Here is a 17,870-nt window from a genome sequence, read left to right as displayed (position 1 = left end):
CCTTCAGGCAGTGCTTGAGGAGCATGCGTCGGCGATGTCGGCAGGTGAGCTTTTGAGGCCGGTGATTGCTCGCCTAGCGGGCGTTACGCATGGCGCTGGAAAGCGTGGTGAACAGGGCGCTGCGCGACTGGCGAAGGGCAAGCATGAGGACCAGGCCGATCGAATAGTTGAGGGCAACCGCCAGGACCACCGCGAGCAGGTCTGACTGACCGGTCAGCGATGCCGGCAACTCGCGGTACACGGACCAGGCAAGCAGCGACGATGCGATGAAAAGCCCCTGCATGATCAGGAAGTCGGCTGCGGTCACCGGGCCGACCCGGTGGACCAGGACGGCGAGCACCGGGACGCGCAGCACATAGCCGCTGATTGCATAGGCCGCCGCGACACCGACGGCCCCCCAGTGCAATCCGATGATGAAGGCGGCGACCGTCGTCAGCGACGAGTAGATGCCCCAGTGGAACATGGTCTTAGTCTTGCCCTGGCAGATGAAGATCCATCCCGTGGTGCTCGAGACGGACTGGATCAGGCTGGCGATGCCCAGCCAGGCGAAAATCGGCGCCACCGCCGCCCAGCGCTCGCCGAAGAGAAGCCCCACCACCTGGTCCGACGTCAGCGTCAGCGCCGCGATGCCGGGCATGGTGACGGCCGCCAGCATCCAGTTGGTTCGCACATAGATGTCGCGAAACCGCGCCTTGTCCTCATGGATGCGGCTCAGCAGCGGCACCATCACGCGTGTCAGCGGCTGGTTGATGTTCTGCAGCGGAAACAGCAGGAGCTTGTAGGCGCGGTCATAATAGCCGAGCTCGATCGCGCCCGAATATTTTCCGATCAGGATGTTGTCGAGATTGCGCGAGAAGAAGTTGGCCAGATTGAAGCCGGTCAGATTGGCGCCGAAGGACAATATGTCGGTATCGACCTTCAGGTCCGGCCGCGACGGCGTCCAGCGCGCCACCTGCCATGCCGCGGCCAGCGCAACAACAGCCGATACCGCCGGGCCGATGACCAGCGACCAATAGCCCAGTCCCGCATAGGCCGCGGCTGCTGTAGTCCCAAGTCCGGCAGCAGCGGTTATCACGTCGTTCAGCGCGAGTTGGCCAAAGCGCAAGTGACGGTTCATCAGCGCCAGCGGCACCGCGGCGAGGCTGCCAAGCAGCAGCGGCAAGGCAGAGCCGATGGTGATCCCGACCATGCGTTGATCGCCGTAGAAGGCGGCGATGGCGGGCGCCAGGCATGCCACCATCACGGCACTGCCCAGCCCGACCAACGCACTGATCCAGAATACCTGGTTGAGCTGCTCCGTGCTGATATCCTTGCGCTGGACCACAGCCTGCTGCAGGCCAAGGTTTTGAAGCAGTCCGACAAAGGCCACGATCGGCCCGACAGAAGCCACCAGGCCGAAATCCTCGGGCACGAGCAGACGCGCAAGCACGATGACGGAGAGAAACTGGATCGCCATCTTGAAGCCTTGCGCGCCGATCGTCACCACGCCGCCGCGCAGGGCGACACGACCGAACTGGGGGGGCGGGTTGGCGTTCATGCCGGGCGCCTGGCTTCGGCTAGCTGGGCAACGATCTGCGCAAAACGTTCGTTGAGCACGTCCGCGTTGAAATCCTGCTCGATCTTACGGCGCGCCGCACGTGCGATGCGCTCGCATTTCTCCGGGTTCTCGGCCACCCAGACAAGCTTGCGGGCCAACGCCGCAACGTCTCGCTCCGGCGCGAGGAAGCCTGTCTCCTGATCTTCGATCAGTTCGGGAATGCCCGAGTGATAGGTGCTGACGACGATCAGCCCGGCGGCCATAGCCTCCATCAACGCCACCGGAATACCCTCGAGATCGCCGTCTCGCGCGGCAACGCTCGGCAACAGGAATACGTGGGCATCGCGCAGGCGCTGCTTGACCTCGGCGTGCGGACGCGGCCCGAGGAAAGTCACCCGGTCGGCAATGCCGAGATTTGCGGCGAGCTTCTTCAACTCTTCCAGCAATTCGCCGCCGCCAATCACCGCATAGACCCAGTCGCGCCGCGGCAGGCTGGCGAGCGCCCGAAGGGCGAATTCGATGCCCTTCTTTTCGGTCAGCCGGCAGACCGAGATGAAGGACAGTGTGTCCCGTTCCCAGGAACGCCAATAATAGCCGATCTCACCGGGCCGCACGCCCATATGGTGAACCATGACTTGCGCCGGGGGTGCTCCGACGCCGATCAGGGCATCGCGGAAAAACGCGTTCACCGGAAGCTGGAGAACGCCCTTGTCGAAGACAACCTTGTAGCGCGTGAGCGTGTCGTCATGCAGCGGTTCCCCCACATCGCGGCCGTGGAATATGGTCACCAAAGGAGCGGAAATCCGGCCTCGTTTCATGGCGCGGGCGACGCGCATGCCGTTATTGCCGAAATGCGCGACGATCACATCGGCGTTCTGCAATTTGCGCGCAAAAGCGATGTCGACGGCGGTCGAGAGCTTATCCCAGAACCTGCCCGACCATTTCCTGAGCGTCGGGCGAAAGCGCCCCAGCCCGCCCCACCAGCAGACGACCTTGCCAGGGAGAGCCTGCCAGCGGCGATCGTCGATGTTGCTGTCCTTGCCGAAGGACGTCTCGTTGCAGACGACGCCGACTTGCATGCCGCGCTCGAGGCACCCTTCTATCTGGTCAAGGACGAAGGTCTCCGACAAAGAGGGGAACTTATCAACTACGAAGCAAATCTTCATCGAATGGACGATCTTTCGAGGCCGGTCGGCGATCTGCTCGCGCGGATGAGGGCTGACGCCCGTCGCCGCCGTGCGAGGCGCTTCAAGCGTCTGGTGTTGTGCATGTTGTCCCAAAGCCGCTCACACCCCGGTCAGGCGCAAAAGCGGGCTGTTGGGCGACATAAACGGTTTTGGACGAAATGCATCAGGCGGCACGCTCCAGCGCGCCTTGCCTGGCGTTGTCGAGAACGCTGAGGAAGGTCGTGAACTGACTGTCGGGGTTCATTTGCGGCCGCTCCGAAAACAGCTGCGCCGCCGCCGACAGCCGGTCGTACTCGGCCTTGTCGCTCCATAGTCGCCTGACCGCGGCGACCCAGTCGTCGAGCGGTGCGTCATAGTCGAGCACCACGCCGCCGGCGCCAATCGCTTCCGGCAGGCCGCCGCGGCGGGATCCGACGACTGGAATGCCGCTGCAATGGGCCTCGGATGCCACCCGCCCCCAAGCTTCTTCCCATTTGCTGGGCGCCAGCAGGATCTTGGTGCGGCCATAGACGGTCTTCATGTCGCTGGTGCGGCTTTCCAGCCTGACGTTGCGTAGCGGCGCGATGATCCGTTCGATCTGCGCCCGGTGGTCGTCGTCGAGCTTCCAGCTTTCGACGAACAGGAACGGGATTTCGGGGCATTGGCCGGCGATGCGCACGGCGAGTTCGAACCCTTTTTCATTGTAAGGATTGATCAGCGTGACGAATTCGCCGGTGGTCGGCGTGCTGTAGAGCCCGGGATTGATGGTCGGCGGGATTACGGTCGAGTCGATGCCGAACTTTTCCTTATAGGTGCGCGCGGTGAATTCGGAGTTGGCAATATAAAGCGCCGAATGCAATTCGCGCAGGTCGCCGGCCAATTCGTGGAATTCGACGTTGCGCAGATAGACCACCAGCGGCACGCCGAGCGCCTGCAGCGCCTTTCCGATCGGCACCGATTTGTGGCACTGCACGACGGCGACATCGGGATCGAGCCGTTCGACGGCGAAGCGGGCCGCCTCCCAGGGAAACCACGCCCGCACGACAGGATAGCCGGGATAGCTGTCGATGACCGCGCGCTGGCGAAGCAGCTTCATCTTGGCGCGCGCCTTGAAACCGAACATGCCGTCACCGAACAGCGCCGCCAGCACCGAGGCGTCATGACCGTGCTCGCGCAGCTGCTCGACCAGATGGTGCGTGCTCGACTGAACGCCACCGCTGAACTGCGGTGTGTAGCCGTTGCCGCCTGCAAACAGAACTTTCATGGACCTGGCTCCTTGCTGGACCGCCCTAGCGTCACGCCGCCATTCTGCCGATGCTGTGGTATTCGATGCCGTGGCGGGCGATGACCTTGGGGTCGTAGAGATTGCGTCCGTCGAAGATGACGGGCCTGGTCAGCGCGTTCTTTAATGCATCGAAGGACGGCGCGCTGAAACTCTTCCACTCGGTCACGATCAAGAGCGCGTCGGCGCCTCGCAGCGCGGCCTCCTTAGTGCCGCACAGTTGCAGGTCGTCGCGCAGCCCGTAGATCGCCTGGCATTCCTGCATCGCCTCCGGATCATAGGCCTGGACATTGGCACCGGCGGCCCACAGCGCTTCCATCAGCGTGCGGGCCGGGGCCTCGCGCATGTCGTCGGTATTGGGTTTGAAGGCCAGGCCCCACAGCGCAAAGGTCTTGCCTTTGAGATTGCCCTTGAAATAGCGGTGCACCTTCTCGAACAGGACCGACTTCTGCTGGTTGTTGCGCTCCTCGACGGCACGCAGCAGCTTGGCGTCGAACTTGACGGCCTCGGCGGTCTTGATCAGGGCACGCACATCCTTCGGGAAGCACGAGCCGCCATAGCCGAGGCCCGGATAGATGAAGTGGTAGCCGATCCGCGGGTCGCTGCCGATGCCCTTGCGGACCTCCTCGATGTCGGCGCCCAGTTGCTCGGCCAGGTTGGCCATTTCATTCATGAAGCTGATCTTGGTCGCCAGCATGCAATTGGCTGCGTATTTGGTGAACTCGGCACTGCGCACGTCCATCACGATCATCTTTTCGTGGTTGCGGTTGAACGGCGCGTAGAGCTCGCGCATCACCGCCTCGGTGTCCTCGTTGCTGGTGCCGACGATGATGCGGTCGGGCTTCATGCAGTCGCTCACAGCGGACCCTTCCTTGAGGAATTCCGGATTGGAGGCGACGTCGAAAACCAGATCCTCGCGCCCGCGCGCCTTCAGCGTCTCGGCGATCCTGGCCTTTATTCTTTCGCAGGTGCCGACCGGCACGGTCGACTTGCCGACGACGATCTTGGGCGCGTCCATCTCACGACCGATGGCCTCGGCGACGGCCAGCACATATTTGAGGTCTGCCGAACCATCCTCGCCCGGCGGCGTGCCGACGGCGATCATCTGGATCTGTCCATGCTTGATCGCCGCGGCGGCGTCGGTGGTGAACTTGATGCGGCCGGCGGCATGGTTCTCCTTGACCATGTTTTCGAGCCCGGGCTCGAAGATCGGGACATGGCCCTGGTTGAGCCGTTCGACCTTTTTTGCATCGATGTCGACACAGACCACCTGATGGCCGACTTCGGCAAGCACCGCCGCCTGTACAAGACCGACATAGCCGATTCCAAAGACAGTCAAATTCATTCGGTTTCATTCCTGTTCAAGGCTTCGGGCCTGTTCAAGCTTCGGTTTTCCGACCACCTTCGGCCCGGCCGGTTCAGATGCGCTTCTAGTTTGTGTTGCATGCCAGCGATTCCGGGAATTGGCAGGGCTGGCCGAGTGCGGTGAACGCAACGCGATCCACCTGCATGGTGAGCTTGCGGCCCGGATCCGAGAACGGCCCCATCCAGCCCTTCATCGTATCGCTGCCCCACAGGCTGAAATAGATCCTTTGCGAATGGGTGGGCAGCTTCGCCGGATCGGTGATCTCGTGGACAAGCTTGCCGTTGACGTACCAGCGCAGCCGGTCCTTTTCCCAGACGAAGGCGTAGTCGTTGAAGGCCTTGTCGGTGCCGCCGGCGACGTCGACCAGTTTCTCGTTCTTGCCTTTGCCGGCTATGTAGGCGTTGACCTGAACCTTGGACGTGTCCTTGGTCAGCACCTCGAAGTCGATTTCATCATGCGGCTGCTTGTCGGCATCGCCGACGAAGCTGAAGAATGCCGCGTTGACGCCGGAGCCCGTGTCGGTCTTCATCCGCGCCTCGTAGGTGCCGTAGCCGAAGCGCTGCTTGGTCTGGATCTCGGCGCAGGCGAATTCGCGATCCTTCAGCTTGCGCTTCTCGAAACCGAGCGTCAGCATGCCGTCGGAAAGCCCGATCAGGTTTTTGGACCAGGTGCAGTTCTGATGCTTGCCGTTCGTCCAGCCGTCGGAAATGTACCAGCGCGCGCGACTGAGGCTGGTGAAATCATCGACAAAAGACGGCGCGGTTGGCAGATCCTGGGCACGGACGGGCACAAGGCCCGCAATGAGGCTGACGAGAACGATCAGCAGAAACGCGCCGTCTGAACGGAGCGGCCGCAGCTTGCCTGGGATCGGGCGCGTGAACGGGGTGCCGCGGGGTGCCGGGGCGGACGTGCTTTTAAGATCTGCATTCATATCAAAACTCACCTTGTGCTATGCGCCCCCAAAGCGATCGTTCGAACCGTGACGAAACAACCTGATCTTGACCTCTGTCGCTCCTAAGCTCAGTGTTGTGCCTAAACCATTGCGCCGACCCGGGGTGTTCGCTCAGCCCGTGCCGGAATCGGCGGGCTTCACAAAATCAGTCCTCATGTCGGGACCGTTCTGCCGCTTCGGCTCGAAGATTTCATCCAGCGAATGACGGAGATCCTTCATCATCTGCATCTGGCGCGACAGCGCTGCGATGCGCCGCTCGCAATTCAGAATCGACCTGGTCAGTTCGCCGACTTCGGAAGACCTGCGCGAGGAGACCGAACCGTTCTCCATCGCCTCGACCAGAAAGGCGGCATTGGTGGCCGTTGTCCTGTAGCGGTTCTCAAGTCCGCTCTTCTCCGCCTCGACTTCGGCCGCGATCTGGTCCAGCAGCTTTGCCAAGCGATCGAGGCGCGAGGTGTCGGTCTGCGTGTCGCGCGCCGGATCTCTCGATCGGAAGCGAAAGATCGAGGCCATGTAGTCAGCGCCCCGTCATCGTCAAGCTGGTGAACGGCCTTAGTGCCCGTCCACATTCAAAAGACATTTCTTGCATCGTCCAGCTCCTCCGACAGGGTATGTCTCGGGCCAGTTCGGGTGGCCGTCCACAATTGCTGCACCGCAACATAGATTGCCATTCCCGGCGCCCATAGGCAACCACCTAGATCGTAAACTCATGAATCTCGTTGAAATGGTGCGAGCCGACCTAACGGTAACGGAGTGGCTACCGCCATCGCACGTTGACGGGCCTAGCTATCGCTGGCCGTGCTGGTTCCGGCCATGAGGAAGCGCAGCGGCGGCACATGCTGACGCTTCGCGGCGAGGCCAGCGCGGCGAAACAGCGCATCCAGCTTGTCGGAGGCAACGCCGCGGACGACGGCTGTGAGGTTGGACGAGCCGGCCAAGGCGTAGGCCGCGGCCGGTGCCAACCCGCGCTCAGCCTTCACGTCTAAAAACTTCCGCAACCGGTATTTGTCGCGGATGTGCCGCTCGTGCCTTCTCAGCGCAGCCTTCGATGCCTCCGGCAAACTGTCGATCGCAAGCAGTGCAAGGTCGGCATCGGCCAGATGCTTCAGGTCCTGGGTCTTGTGCCGTCCGCTCAGCGAATCGGCGCGCACGATCGCGCCGTAGCCACAGGATTTGATGACCTTGAAGCGCGCGCCATGGGCAACCGCGCGCGCATAGAGTTCATAGTCTTCACCCAGGCGCAGCTTCTCGTCGTAGCGCAGCCCATGCCGATCGAGGAAGGCGCGGCTGATCACTGGCTTGAGGAAGCCCAGTTCCCCTCGTTGCACACGGCGCCTGGAGATATTGCCATCGACGAAGCCCTCGAAATCGAGGAATTCCGGCTCGGGCGAGAACGGTGGAGCAACGATTTTCGAAACGTCGGTTGCCGCGTCATCCCTGACAAGCATGATGTTGTCTGCGGCGAAATCCCAATCGGTGCTGGCGAACAGTCTGTGAAACCTGCCTTCGAAAAAGAAATCATCAGCGTCCAGGATGCTGATGAACGGCGACCTGGAACCGGCTATCGCGGCGTTGCGTGCAAAGGACGGGCCGCGATTGACGTCGAAGCGGATGACGGACAGGCGGCCCGTACCGTCGCTGGCTGCGTGGGCGACTTTCGCCGTATCGTCGGTGGACGCGTCATCGACGACGACAACTTCCGCAACCTCAGGTTCGCGTAACGCCGATGCAATGGCAGCCGGGATTGTCCGCGCCGCATTGCGGGCGGCGATAATCACGCAGACCTGGAATGATGTCATGGACATGCCTCTCGATTGCAGAAGTCGTTGCGGATTTCCTCGCCCCGTCAGCTCAATGCCCCACCGCCCATTCTGAAATACATCGGCCCAAGCGCCTATGCTGCAAGTGCGAAGCAAGCATCGCCAAAATCATCGGCGCCGTCCAGTTTTTCATTTTGCTGGGTGTCATGGCCCGGCTGGGCAGGCGGCGAGCCTTAATAGGGATGGCTCCAGAAATGCACCGCTTGGCAGAGCCGTTCCTACACGCTCCAGAGCGCTCGACAGGCGGAAAACCAGTTGCTGATCCTCGCCGACCGGACGGCGGCGGCGCCGAGCGAGCGCGTCGAGGCCCGCAGTGTCAAGGAAACGAACGAACAGGAATGCCGACTGCCGGTGTTGTCGAGGCGAGCAATTCGTCAGAGGATCGACGAGCTTAACCACAGGTCACATGGACATCGCAGACCCGGCCAGGCCCGAAATCAGTGAAGGCCTCTCCTTGCGCTGAATTTCTCGCCTTCGGCCGCCTCGTTCGAACTCAGCGTTCGTTCAGCGTCGCGAATTTTGTCGGCCGGGGTCGGGGCATTTCTGGCGACCATGGCAAAGACCAGTAGAAAATAACCCATTTGGATGACTATGGCACAGCCGATGACGCGAAACAGCGTCGTGCCGAGCGAGGCGCCGCCCAAATAGGACCAGACGATCACGATCGCCAGCGCAAAACACATTCCGATAATGAACTTTGGCAGTGACATACCCGATAGCCCATCCACCGGCTCGGGAAAAAATGTCGACAAGCCCACCCCGAGCACCTCCCTTAAACTCTGCGAGCTTATTTAGGTTGCCCGCTTCTGGCCGGTTGCTTCCGGCCTAGCCCAATCTGTCCATAGTCCGACAGAAACAATTTGCAACTCTATTGAGCCGCGCAATAGCCGGCAAGGGCAGCTGCGGAATAAATTTTAAACGAATCCTCGGGATCGACTCTGCCATGGTGCAATGCACACGTCGGCATCACCACTGATTGCCGGATATCGACTCGCTTCAGTAAGATTTATGATATCGACTAGTATTTTACCACAACGTCAGTCGTTATTTCGAAATTCTAAATGGCGACAAAGCCCCACAGCAGGGTATAAAGAGCGATTCGCCTAAAATCAGCCTCAAAATTGGACTAGCTTTTCCAAAATTGCCCATAATCCGTCTTTTTTGCGACATAAAGGCGCAATTTTGTGCAGGACGAGTTTATTATTTAGTCAGTTCATGACGCGACTATTACAGCCGTCTGGGAAATTGTGTGTTGCGCTGCAGCATTTTTTTGGTATCGTGCGGTAAACCATCCGTTCAACGTATGGAGTTTACGCATGAGGGACGTAGCCAAGCCGGCCGATGCGGATTTTTCGCAGGCCGGTGTCGATTTTCCGCCACCGATCGGCGGCCTGGTCAAACGCAGCTTCGATATTGCCGGTTCGCTGATCGGCCTGATCGCCCTCAGCCCGCTGTTCGTAATGATAGCGCTGCTTGTCAAGTTTTCCGATGGCGGGCCGATTTTCTATGGTCATAGCCGGATCGGCCGCGGAGGACGGATTTTTCCGTGCCTCAAGTTCCGCACCATGGTTCCAGACGGCGAGCGGGTGCTTGCTGCCTATCTCGCCGCGAATCCGGAGGCCAGCGCCGAATGGATCGCGACCCGCAAGCTGAAGAACGACCCGCGGATCACGCGCGTCGGAGCGGTGCTGAGGAAGCTCAGCCTCGATGAGTTGCCGCAGATCATCAACATCCTGCAGGGGGATATGAGCCTGGTCGGGCCTCGTCCCGTGGTGCGCGATGAGCTGGAGATTTATGGCAATTCGGCCGTCTATTACCTGAAATCGCGCCCCGGCCTGACCGGGCTATGGCAGGTCAGCGGACGCAACGACGTTTCCTACGACAGCCGCGTCGCGTTCGACAGGCACTATGTCGAGAACTGGTCGATGTTCGAAGACATTCGCATCATCATCAAGACCGTACCTGCGGTCTGGATGTCGCGAGGCTGCTACTGACGGCCGCTTGCTGGCCGTACATCGAGGAGCAGCTGTCCAGAATTCGGGCCCGAAACTCAGGCCCCTAACTCAGGCATCGGCAGTTCATCGGGCGGGGCAAACCAGATCGGAAACGCTCAGTTGAAAGCAGATATAATCGATATTTTTTGCACCGGCATTCTCTCCCGACGCATGCGGCGAGTACGACTTTTGACGACTTGCCTTACAGTGGCGACCGGCCTGACGCTGTCGCTAGCCCTGCCACAGTTTGCCTTCGCCGACGACTATCGCCTAGGAGCACAGGACAAGCTGACCATCCGCGTGGCTGAATGGCAGACCGTCGAAGGCACGTTCCGCGACTGGTCGGCCATCAATGGAGAATACACGGTCGGGCCCGCTGGAACCTTGTCGGTTCCCTTCGTCGGCGAGATGCCCGCATCCGGCAAGACGACTTCGGAGATCGCCGCATCGCTCGGCGAGGCGCTGCAGCGCAAGCTCGCTCTGGCCGACAGGCCGGAGGCTTCCGTCGAAATGGCGCAGTACCGGCCATTCTACATCTCCGGCGAGGTGCAAGCGCCTGGCCAGTATCCTTGTGTGCCTGGGTTGACCGTGCTGAAAGCGATGAGCATTGCCGGCGGAGCCCGGCGGACCCCGGAGAGCGGACAGCGCTACGATCGCGACCTGATCAATGCCAAGGGCAATTTCGACGTACTACAAGACCAGTTGGTCAGGCTGACCGTCAAGCGCGCCCGCATCGAAGCGGAACTGGCGGACAAGCCGACATTCGCGGTGCCGAAAGAGGTGGCCGACGATCCGAAGCTGCCCAGCATCGTTGCCGATGAGACGGCGATCCTGGCGGCCGACCAGAAGAAACTCAAGCTGCGCTTGCAGGCGCTCGACGATTTGAAGGCGCTGCTGCAGAGCGAGATCGATTCGCTGCAGAAAAAGATCGTCAACCAGCAGAAGCAGGTTGATCTGGCGAAGGAGCAGCTCAACGGCATCGGCTCGCTGGCGCAAAAGGGCCTGGTCGTCAACACGCGGGTTTTGAACTCGCAGCAAACCATCGCCGACCTTGAGGGCCAGATCCTGGATTACGAAACGGCGATTCTCACGGCCAAGCAGTCGATCAGCAAGGCCACCCAGGACGCCATCGATCTCGAGAACACCCAGAACTCCAGCCTCGCGACCGACCGGCAACAGACGGAAGCCGATCTCAACGAGGTGACGCTGAAGCTGAATATGGAAAAGGCCTTGATGTCCGAAGCCTTGTCGGGCAGCCCCATGCCGCAATTCTATGGCAACAACGAACCAGCGGCCTTGTCTTTTTCCCTGGTGCGGGTGGTCGACGGCAAGACCAGCGAAATCACCGCCGATGAAGACACGCCGGTGCTGCCAGGGGACGTGATCAAGGTCAAACCGGCGCCCCTGGCCATCCAGTAGCTTCTTTCCACCGGAGCGAAGCACCAACCCCGTGGGCAGCGGTCTGCGGGGTTTTTGCCGTTTGGGATCCGCCCGCGCTAGCCTCGCACGGCGTCCGGTTCCTCCAGATGGTTCACGGCGCTCCACCGGGAAGCAGCGATGGCCGGCACCCTCACCAGCTTGAAGTAGCTATAGTACAGCAGGAACGATCCCATGATGTAGGGATTGAGGGTCTCGACCTCGACGAAGGATCGGATGAACAGAAGCACCATGACGCCGGCGAGAATCACGGAGTCGGCTTGCCATGTCCTGAATATCAGCGCCGAGACGTGACCCCAGAGCGTGCGCAGGATAATCAGCGAAAGCAGTGTCGCACCGACGAAGCCGAGTTCCACCAAGGTCTCGATGTAGGTGTTGTGGAAGTGGAAGCCGCTTCGCGCGGCGATGTAGAATTCGTTCCACAGCCGCTCGGCCTCGGAGAAGCCCTGCACCCAATAGGCCGCGTAGCCGACGCCGAGCACGGGCGATTGCTGCGCGGCATTCCAGCCCTGCTGCCAGAGGTAGGTTCGTCCGGTGAGCGTCGAATCCTTGCCGAAAAGGCCAAGGACAAAGTCCATCAGCCCGAGATTCAGCGCAATCACGGTGCAGGCGACCAGCCCGCCCGCACCGATCATGAAAATCACCCGGCGATGGCGGAGCGAAAGCACCTTGCCGATGGAAAGCAGGGCGACCAGAGCGAGAACCGCCGGGGTCGATGCCATCGAAGTGGCCGAATGCGACACGACCAGTAGATAGCCCGATAGAAGGACAATCGGTACGATCAACAAAAAGCTTGTCCGGCCCCGCCTGAGAAAGGCGAGGTAGACAACGCAGAAATAAATGCCAAGCGATGCGACAAAGCCGATCTGGTTCTTGGAGCTGAACGCGCCGACGAAATTGTACGTCCCATCGAGAACGTCGTAGGAATAACTCGCGACCTTGAGCGAGTAGAGCAGGACGACGAAAATCCCGATCAGGGCGCCTATGGTCAAGGTCCGGACGCTGACGGTGCGTGCGGCAATGTAGGCGCAGGCGATATGGGAACAATATTGGACGGCCGTCCTTGCCGTGGTGCCGGGAGCTGCCGACCAGAACACCGAGAAGCAGACATAGGTTGCAAAGGCCAGCGGAAGCCAGGCGCTGGAAGCGTGCCTTAATATCTTGCGGTAGTCGACCAGGATGAGCGGCAGCCAGACTGCATAGTAGGCCAGGATCATGGCCTGGCCGAAAATGGTCGAGTAGGAGAACGCCCAGATCGAGACGGCAACGGCAAAGCTGCCATAGACCGTGTTCTTGTCCGAATCGATCAACAGAGATTTTGGAATCTTCATCTCGGTATCGGTTTTCCGTCCTTGCGGCTCAATGCCGATTCATAGGCCCATTTCATGGGCCGATTCATCGGATTGATGGGAGCCTCGCCTGCAGGCGCTCGCATTGTGCAGTGCAATATAACGCATCCGGCGCCGCCTGTCACCCGAATGCCAACTGGGCGCGTCGTTCCTGCAGTTCTCGCAATACCGGACGAGACGATTTGGCCAGGAGGCAGTGCCGTCCAATTGCCCGGTGCTGGCCCATCACAAGCTGTTCTGAGGCTGCGAGTCCGTGCTTGAACTTGTCCGCCGTTGACTTCACATTCGCCGCCGATTGGGAGGAAGACGACATGCCGATGAGTTTCGCGGGACGATTTGCCGGACGATCCGCTGTTATCACCGGCGGCGCCTCAGGCATCGGCCTGGCCGTCGCGCAAAGGATTACTGACGAAGGCGGCCGTGTTTCGGTCTGGGATCGCGATGCCGCCCAGATCGAGCAGGCCAAGGCCATTGTTCCAGGCCTGCACAGCGTCACCCTCGACGTCGCCGACCCCATAGCGGTCGAAGCCGCCGCCGGAGAGACGATCGAAGCGCTGGGCGCGGTCGATATCCTTGTCACCAGTGCTGCCATCACCGGGCCTAACATGACGACCTGGGAGTATTCCGTAGAGGATTGGCGCCGGGTCATCGACATCAATATTAACGGCGTCTTCTTCTGCAACAAGGCGCTGGTCCCGCATATGCTCGAACGCAATTACGGCAGGATCGTCAACATCGCCTCGATTGCCGGCAAGGAAGGTAACCCGAACGCCTCGGCCTACAGCACCTCCAAGGCGGCGGTGATCGGCATGACCAAATCGCTCGGCAAGGAATTGGCCAAGACCAAGGTGACGGTGAACTGCGTCACGCCGGCGGCTGTGCGCACCGCGATCTTCCAGCAGATGAGCCAGCAGCACATCGACTTCATGCTGTCCAAAATACCGATGGCGCGCTTCGGCGAGGTCGGGGAGGTGGCGGCGCTGATTTGCTGGATCGCCTCCGAGGAATGCTCGTTCACGACGGCTGCCGTCTTCGACGTCTCCGGCGGCCGGGCGACCTACTGAGGCCGGCCCGACGCAAACCGCCCGACGGCATCCCGGCGCCTCAGTCGTGAAGCTCCCGCGAGATCGGCGGGCTGATCGAAAAATCGCTGAATGTCACTTCGAAACCCTCGCGCTGCGGCGAACAGCACATCATGCCGACATCGACCATTTTCGACGGCGGGAAATAGGCAAGCCGCACCGGTTTCCAGTGCTTGTCGGACGCGTCCAGATACTGGACGCGGATCGTCTCGGAATGGCGGGTCAGGCGGATCCTGACCCCGTCGGGGTCGGCTGGAATGCTGGCCAGCGACCAGTCGGAGGCATCGTTGGTGACGACGACGGAAAAATACATCAGCCCGTCGGTGTATTCGATGCCGGCCTTGATCCAGTGCGTCTCGCTCAGGCGGACCATAAGCCCGGCCTGATCGTAAAGCACCTCATAGTGCCCCTTGACCGTGACTTCGGCGCTGAAATCGCCCTCGACCTCACGATAGAGGAAATGGCCATTGTCGCGCCAGAAGCCGTAGAACGTCTCGCGCCAGAAGTCGGTCGCCTTGCCGGTCCGTACATGCACCGTATTGTTGCCGAAGGCGTGGTGCGGCGGCGGATTGAGCCAGGTCAGGGCCGTATTCTCAGATGTCATCGATTTGCTCGCCTGCCTGGCTGGTCTGCCGTCTTTTCTTAGCCGGCAAACGTGTAAGCGGTCTTCACCGTGGTGTAGAACTCTGCGGCATAGCGGCCCTGCTCGCGCGGGCCGTAGCTCGATCCCTTGCGTCCGCCGAAAGGCACGTGGAAGTCGACGCCGGCCGTCGGCAGGTTGACCATGACCATGCCGGCTTCCGAATTGCGCTTGAAGTGCGTGGCATGCTTGAGGCTCGAGGTGCAGATACCGGAGGTCAGGCCGAACGGCGTGTCGTTGGCCACCGCCAGCGCCTCGTCATAATCCTTGACGCGGATGACGTTGGCGACCGGTCCGAAAATCTCCTCGCGCGAGATGCGCATGGCGTTGGTGGTTTCGGTGAACAGCGCCGGCTGCAAATAGAAGCCGCGGGTTTCACGATCGAGCCGCTCGCCACCGAAGGCAAGGTCCGCACCTTCCTGACGGCCGATGGCGATATAGTCTTCGTCCTGTTTGAGCTGGCTCTGGTCGACAACCGGCCCGATCTGGGTCTTGGCATCGAGAGCGTCGCCGACGACCAGCTTGGCCATGCGGTCCTTGAGCGCCTCGACGAAGCGGTCGTGGATGCCGTCCGTCACCACCAGCCGGGACGACGCCGTGCAGCGCTGGCCGGTCGAGAAGTAGGCACCGTTGATAGCGCAGTCGACGGCGACGGCAAGGTCGGCATCGTCGAGCACTACAAGCGGGTTCTTGCCGCCCATTTCGAGCTGGAACTTGCGCATGTGCTCGACGCTGGCGGCGGCGACGCGCTTGCCGGTGCCGACCGATCCGGTGAAGGTGATCGCGTTGAGGTCAGGACTGTCGAGCATGGCCTGGCCGACCACCGAACCTTTGCCCATGACCAGATTGAGCACACCCTTGGGCAGCCCGGCGCGGTGCAGGATGTCGACAATGGTCCAGGCGCTCTCCGGAACGAGTTCCGCCGGCTTGAAGACGATGGTGTTGCCGTAGGCCAGCGCCGGAGCGATTTTCCAAGCCGGAATGGCGATCGGGAAATTCCACGGCGTGATGATGCCGACGACGCCGACCGCTTCGCGGGTGATCTCGACGCCGACGCCGGGCCGCACGCTCGGCACCAGCTCGCCCGAAAGACGCAGCGTCTCGCCGGCGAAAAAATCGAATATCTGGGCGGCCCGCACGGTCTCGCCGATGCCCTCGACCAGCGTCTTGCCTTCCTCGCGCGCCAAGGCCCGGCCGATTTCATCTTTCCGCGCGGTGATCTCGTCCGACGTCTTCCTCAGCACCGCATGGCGGGCCAGCAGGCCCGATCGAGACCATGCCGGAAATGCCGCTTTGGCCGCCGCGATGGCCTGCCGAGCGTGCTCCGCGCCCCCCGATGCATATTCGCCGACCACGTCGTCGAGATTGGACGGGTTGATGTTGCGGGAGCCGGCATCGCCTACCCACTCGCCATCGATGAGGTTCTTTCGAAACGGGATCATGTCGCTGTCTTCCTTGTCGTCCTTCGATCGCCGTCTATCTGGACCACCGACCGCCGCACCGCAAGGCCGAAGAAGGCAAACTTCTCCTTCTCGACAGGCATGTGATAGGTGTCGGGGGCGGGAAAAGACGATTCTAGTGTGGTGCGACGCGGATCGCACGGGAGGTGAAGTATCATGTCCGACAGAGCCTTGCCCCTGGTGATCAGCGCACCCGAACCGCGCACGCTCGACCTGATCTTCACGCCGGCTGCGCTGGCGAACTTTCGATCGAAATACCACATCGTCGAAACATCGCCCGAAGCGGTGGCGGCGCTGCCGGCCGATATCCTTGGCGAGGCGCGCTACATCGTCGGCCAGCCACCTATCGCGCCGGAGACGCTGGAAAAAATGAAGGCGCTGCGCTGCATCTTCAATGTCGAGAGCAACCTCATCAACAACATGCCCTACGAGACGCTGTTTTCGCGCGGCATCCATGTCGTCACCACCGGGCTGGTCTTTGCAGAACCGGTGGCCGAACTCGGCCTTGCCATGGCGCTCAACCTCGCCCGTGACATCGTCGACGCCGACCTCGCCTTTCGACAGGGCAAGGAGCGTTGGGGCGGCGACGGCAACCGGACGGCGCGGCTTCTTTCCGGCGCGGATGTCGGCATCATCGGCTTCGGCGACCTTGGCCGTGCGCTCAACCGGCTGCTGTCGGGCTTTCGCACGCGGACAAAAGTCTTCGACCCGTGGCTGCCGCCGTCGATCCTGATCGAAAACGGCGTCGAGCCGGCCTCTCTCGACGACGTTCTGTCGAACAGCGATTTCGTCTTCGTGGTCGCTTCGGTGACTAGTGAAAACCAGGGCTTCCTCGGCGCCGAGGCGTTTGCCAGGATGCGCAAGGGAGCCGCTTTCACCCTGCTCAGCCGAGCCGGCGTGGTCGATTTCCCGGCACTGATGGACGCCGTCCGCAGCGGCCATATCGTCGCCGCCAGCGATGTTTTTCCTGAGGAGCCGCTTGCCCAGGATCACCCGGTCCGCACATTGCCGGGGTTCCTGCGCTCCGCCCACCGGGCCGGTGCGCTCGACATCGCTTTCAAGCGGATGGGCGACATGGTGCTGGAAGACATGGACCTGGTCGACCGCGGCCTGCCGCCGATGCGTTCGAAGCGGGCCGAGCGTGAGACCGTTTCGCGCATGCGTTCGAAGCCGGTCGACAAGAATTAGGCCGTCTGCCCGACGGGTCGCACATGCTCAGACGGTGAAGGACCAAAACAGGCAGGCCAGTGTCGCCGCGGCGAAGACGACAAAGAACAGGCTTCGCAGCAGGATGTTGCGGCGCAGCTCGTTGATGAAGAGATGGCATCCGACGACGGCTGCGACAAACAGGAACCGCCAGTTCAGCAGTGCCGGGAGCACATCGCGCTGACCGAAAGCAAATCTCGCGGCGAGACATCCAACGATGACCGCAAACAATACGATGACCGTCCAGAAGATCGCATCGGCGGCATGTGTCAGGACGATGCCGGCGAGCCTGATCGGCAGAACCATCATCAGGAGTGCGCTGAAAAAATAGACCGCCGCGAGCGGAATGAACGTCCCCGCATCGGCAACGTCGCTCAGGCGCTTGGCGCCGATCGCGCCATAGGGATAGCCATGCCTGGCCACCGTCAGGCTGAGCGCCATCAGCAAGGCCGTCAGCACGGCGGCAAGCGCGAATGAGGTCAGAGCTTTGCTCATGAGGCTCCCTTTCCGAGCGAATCGAAGTCAGAACGTTGGTAGCCCATGGTTTGTAAATTGCTAGTAAGCATCATGCGGCATGCA

Annotated in this window: 16 protein-coding genes; 4 read left to right on the top strand and 12 right to left on the bottom strand. The window is 61.3% G+C overall.

What is annotated here, in order from left to right; all coding sequences use genetic code 11:
- Positions 1 to 73 precede the first annotated feature (73 nt).
- From NMG46_RS02255 to NMG46_RS02220, 8 genes are all read right to left on the bottom strand, one after another.
- Positions 74 to 1,537: a lipopolysaccharide biosynthesis protein gene (locus tag NMG46_RS02255; RefSeq protein ID WP_254816097.1), complete on the bottom strand. Its 1,464-nt coding sequence runs from the start codon at positions 1,535 to 1,537 to the stop codon at positions 74 to 76.
- Complete coding sequence (locus tag NMG46_RS02250) at positions 1,534 to 2,703, bottom strand: glycosyltransferase (protein WP_302893584.1); 1,170 nt, start codon at positions 2,701 to 2,703, stop codon at positions 1,534 to 1,536. Before NMG46_RS02250 ends, NMG46_RS02255 begins: the two co-directional genes overlap by 4 nt.
- Positions 2,704 to 2,887: 184 nt before the next feature.
- Positions 2,888 to 3,967, bottom strand: coding sequence for a glycosyltransferase (locus tag NMG46_RS02245; RefSeq protein WP_254816095.1), 1,080 nt, complete (start codon positions 3,965 to 3,967; stop codon positions 2,888 to 2,890).
- Between the two features lie 31 nt (positions 3,968 to 3,998).
- Entirely contained in the window at positions 3,999 to 5,330 is a 1,332-nt protein-coding gene (locus tag NMG46_RS02240; RefSeq protein WP_254816094.1) for a UDP-glucose/GDP-mannose dehydrogenase family protein, read from the bottom strand.
- An 85-nt stretch (positions 5,331 to 5,415) separates the two neighbouring features.
- Entirely contained in the window at positions 5,416 to 6,282 is an 867-nt protein-coding gene (locus NMG46_RS02235) for a family 16 glycosylhydrolase (protein WP_254816093.1), read from the bottom strand.
- A gap of 132 nt (positions 6,283 to 6,414) precedes the next feature.
- Positions 6,415 to 6,816: a hypothetical protein gene (locus NMG46_RS02230; RefSeq protein ID WP_254816092.1), complete on the bottom strand. Its 402-nt coding sequence runs from the start codon at positions 6,814 to 6,816 to the stop codon at positions 6,415 to 6,417.
- 269 nt (positions 6,817 to 7,085) lie between these two features.
- Complete coding sequence (locus tag NMG46_RS02225; RefSeq protein WP_254816091.1) at positions 7,086 to 8,108, bottom strand: glycosyltransferase family 2 protein; 1,023 nt, start codon at positions 8,106 to 8,108, stop codon at positions 7,086 to 7,088.
- Positions 8,109 to 8,560: 452 nt separating this feature from the next.
- Positions 8,561 to 8,890 (bottom strand): exopolysaccharide production repressor exox, encoded by a 330-nt coding sequence (locus NMG46_RS02220; RefSeq protein ID WP_254816090.1) that lies wholly within the window; start codon positions 8,888 to 8,890, stop codon positions 8,561 to 8,563.
- Positions 8,891 to 9,439: 549 nt separating this feature from the next.
- Here NMG46_RS02220 and NMG46_RS02215 point away from each other — a divergent pair.
- On the top strand, positions 9,440 to 10,117 hold the full coding sequence (locus NMG46_RS02215) for a sugar transferase (protein WP_254816089.1): 678 nt from the start codon (positions 9,440 to 9,442) through the stop codon (positions 10,115 to 10,117).
- 171 nt (positions 10,118 to 10,288) lie between these two features.
- Positions 10,289 to 11,536, top strand: coding sequence for a polysaccharide biosynthesis/export family protein (locus NMG46_RS02210; RefSeq protein ID WP_254816387.1), 1,248 nt, complete (start codon positions 10,289 to 10,291; stop codon positions 11,534 to 11,536).
- Between the two features lie 77 nt (positions 11,537 to 11,613).
- On the opposite strand, the gene NMG46_RS02205 is transcribed toward NMG46_RS02210, so the two are convergent.
- Complete coding sequence (locus NMG46_RS02205) at positions 11,614 to 12,885, bottom strand: O-antigen ligase (RefSeq protein WP_254816088.1); 1,272 nt, start codon at positions 12,883 to 12,885, stop codon at positions 11,614 to 11,616.
- A 329-nt stretch (positions 12,886 to 13,214) separates the two neighbouring features.
- Between NMG46_RS02205 and NMG46_RS02200 the strand changes: the two genes are divergently transcribed.
- On the top strand, positions 13,215 to 13,967 hold the full coding sequence (locus NMG46_RS02200) for an SDR family NAD(P)-dependent oxidoreductase (protein WP_254816087.1): 753 nt from the start codon (positions 13,215 to 13,217) through the stop codon (positions 13,965 to 13,967).
- A 40-nt stretch (positions 13,968 to 14,007) separates the two neighbouring features.
- On the opposite strand, the gene NMG46_RS02195 is transcribed toward NMG46_RS02200, so the two are convergent.
- Together NMG46_RS02195 and NMG46_RS02190 are read right to left on the bottom strand one after the other, a co-directional pair.
- Positions 14,008 to 14,589, bottom strand: coding sequence for a DUF1349 domain-containing protein (locus NMG46_RS02195; protein ID WP_254816086.1), 582 nt, complete (start codon positions 14,587 to 14,589; stop codon positions 14,008 to 14,010).
- A gap of 38 nt (positions 14,590 to 14,627) precedes the next feature.
- Complete coding sequence (locus NMG46_RS02190) at positions 14,628 to 16,064, bottom strand: aldehyde dehydrogenase family protein (RefSeq protein ID WP_254816386.1); 1,437 nt, start codon at positions 16,062 to 16,064, stop codon at positions 14,628 to 14,630.
- 177 nt (positions 16,065 to 16,241) lie between these two features.
- Between NMG46_RS02190 and NMG46_RS02185 the strand changes: the two genes are divergently transcribed.
- Positions 16,242 to 17,273, top strand: a complete 1,032-nt coding sequence (locus NMG46_RS02185; protein ID WP_254816085.1) for a hydroxyacid dehydrogenase — start codon at positions 16,242 to 16,244, stop codon at positions 17,271 to 17,273.
- A 27-nt stretch (positions 17,274 to 17,300) separates the two neighbouring features.
- Here NMG46_RS02185 and NMG46_RS02180 read toward each other — a convergent pair whose 3' ends face one another.
- Positions 17,301 to 17,786 carry a hypothetical protein gene (locus NMG46_RS02180; RefSeq protein WP_254816084.1) on the bottom strand — a complete coding sequence of 162 codons (486 nt, stop codon included), beginning with the start codon at positions 17,784 to 17,786 and terminating at the stop codon, positions 17,301 to 17,303.
- Positions 17,787 to 17,870 lie beyond the last annotated feature (84 nt).

Source organism: Mesorhizobium sp. LMG 17147 (genome assembly GCF_024297145.1).
GTDB lineage: Bacteria > Pseudomonadota > Alphaproteobacteria > Rhizobiales > Rhizobiaceae > Mesorhizobium.
The sequence above is the reverse complement of the archived record's forward strand: the minus strand, read 5'-3'. Positions and strand labels throughout refer to the sequence as shown.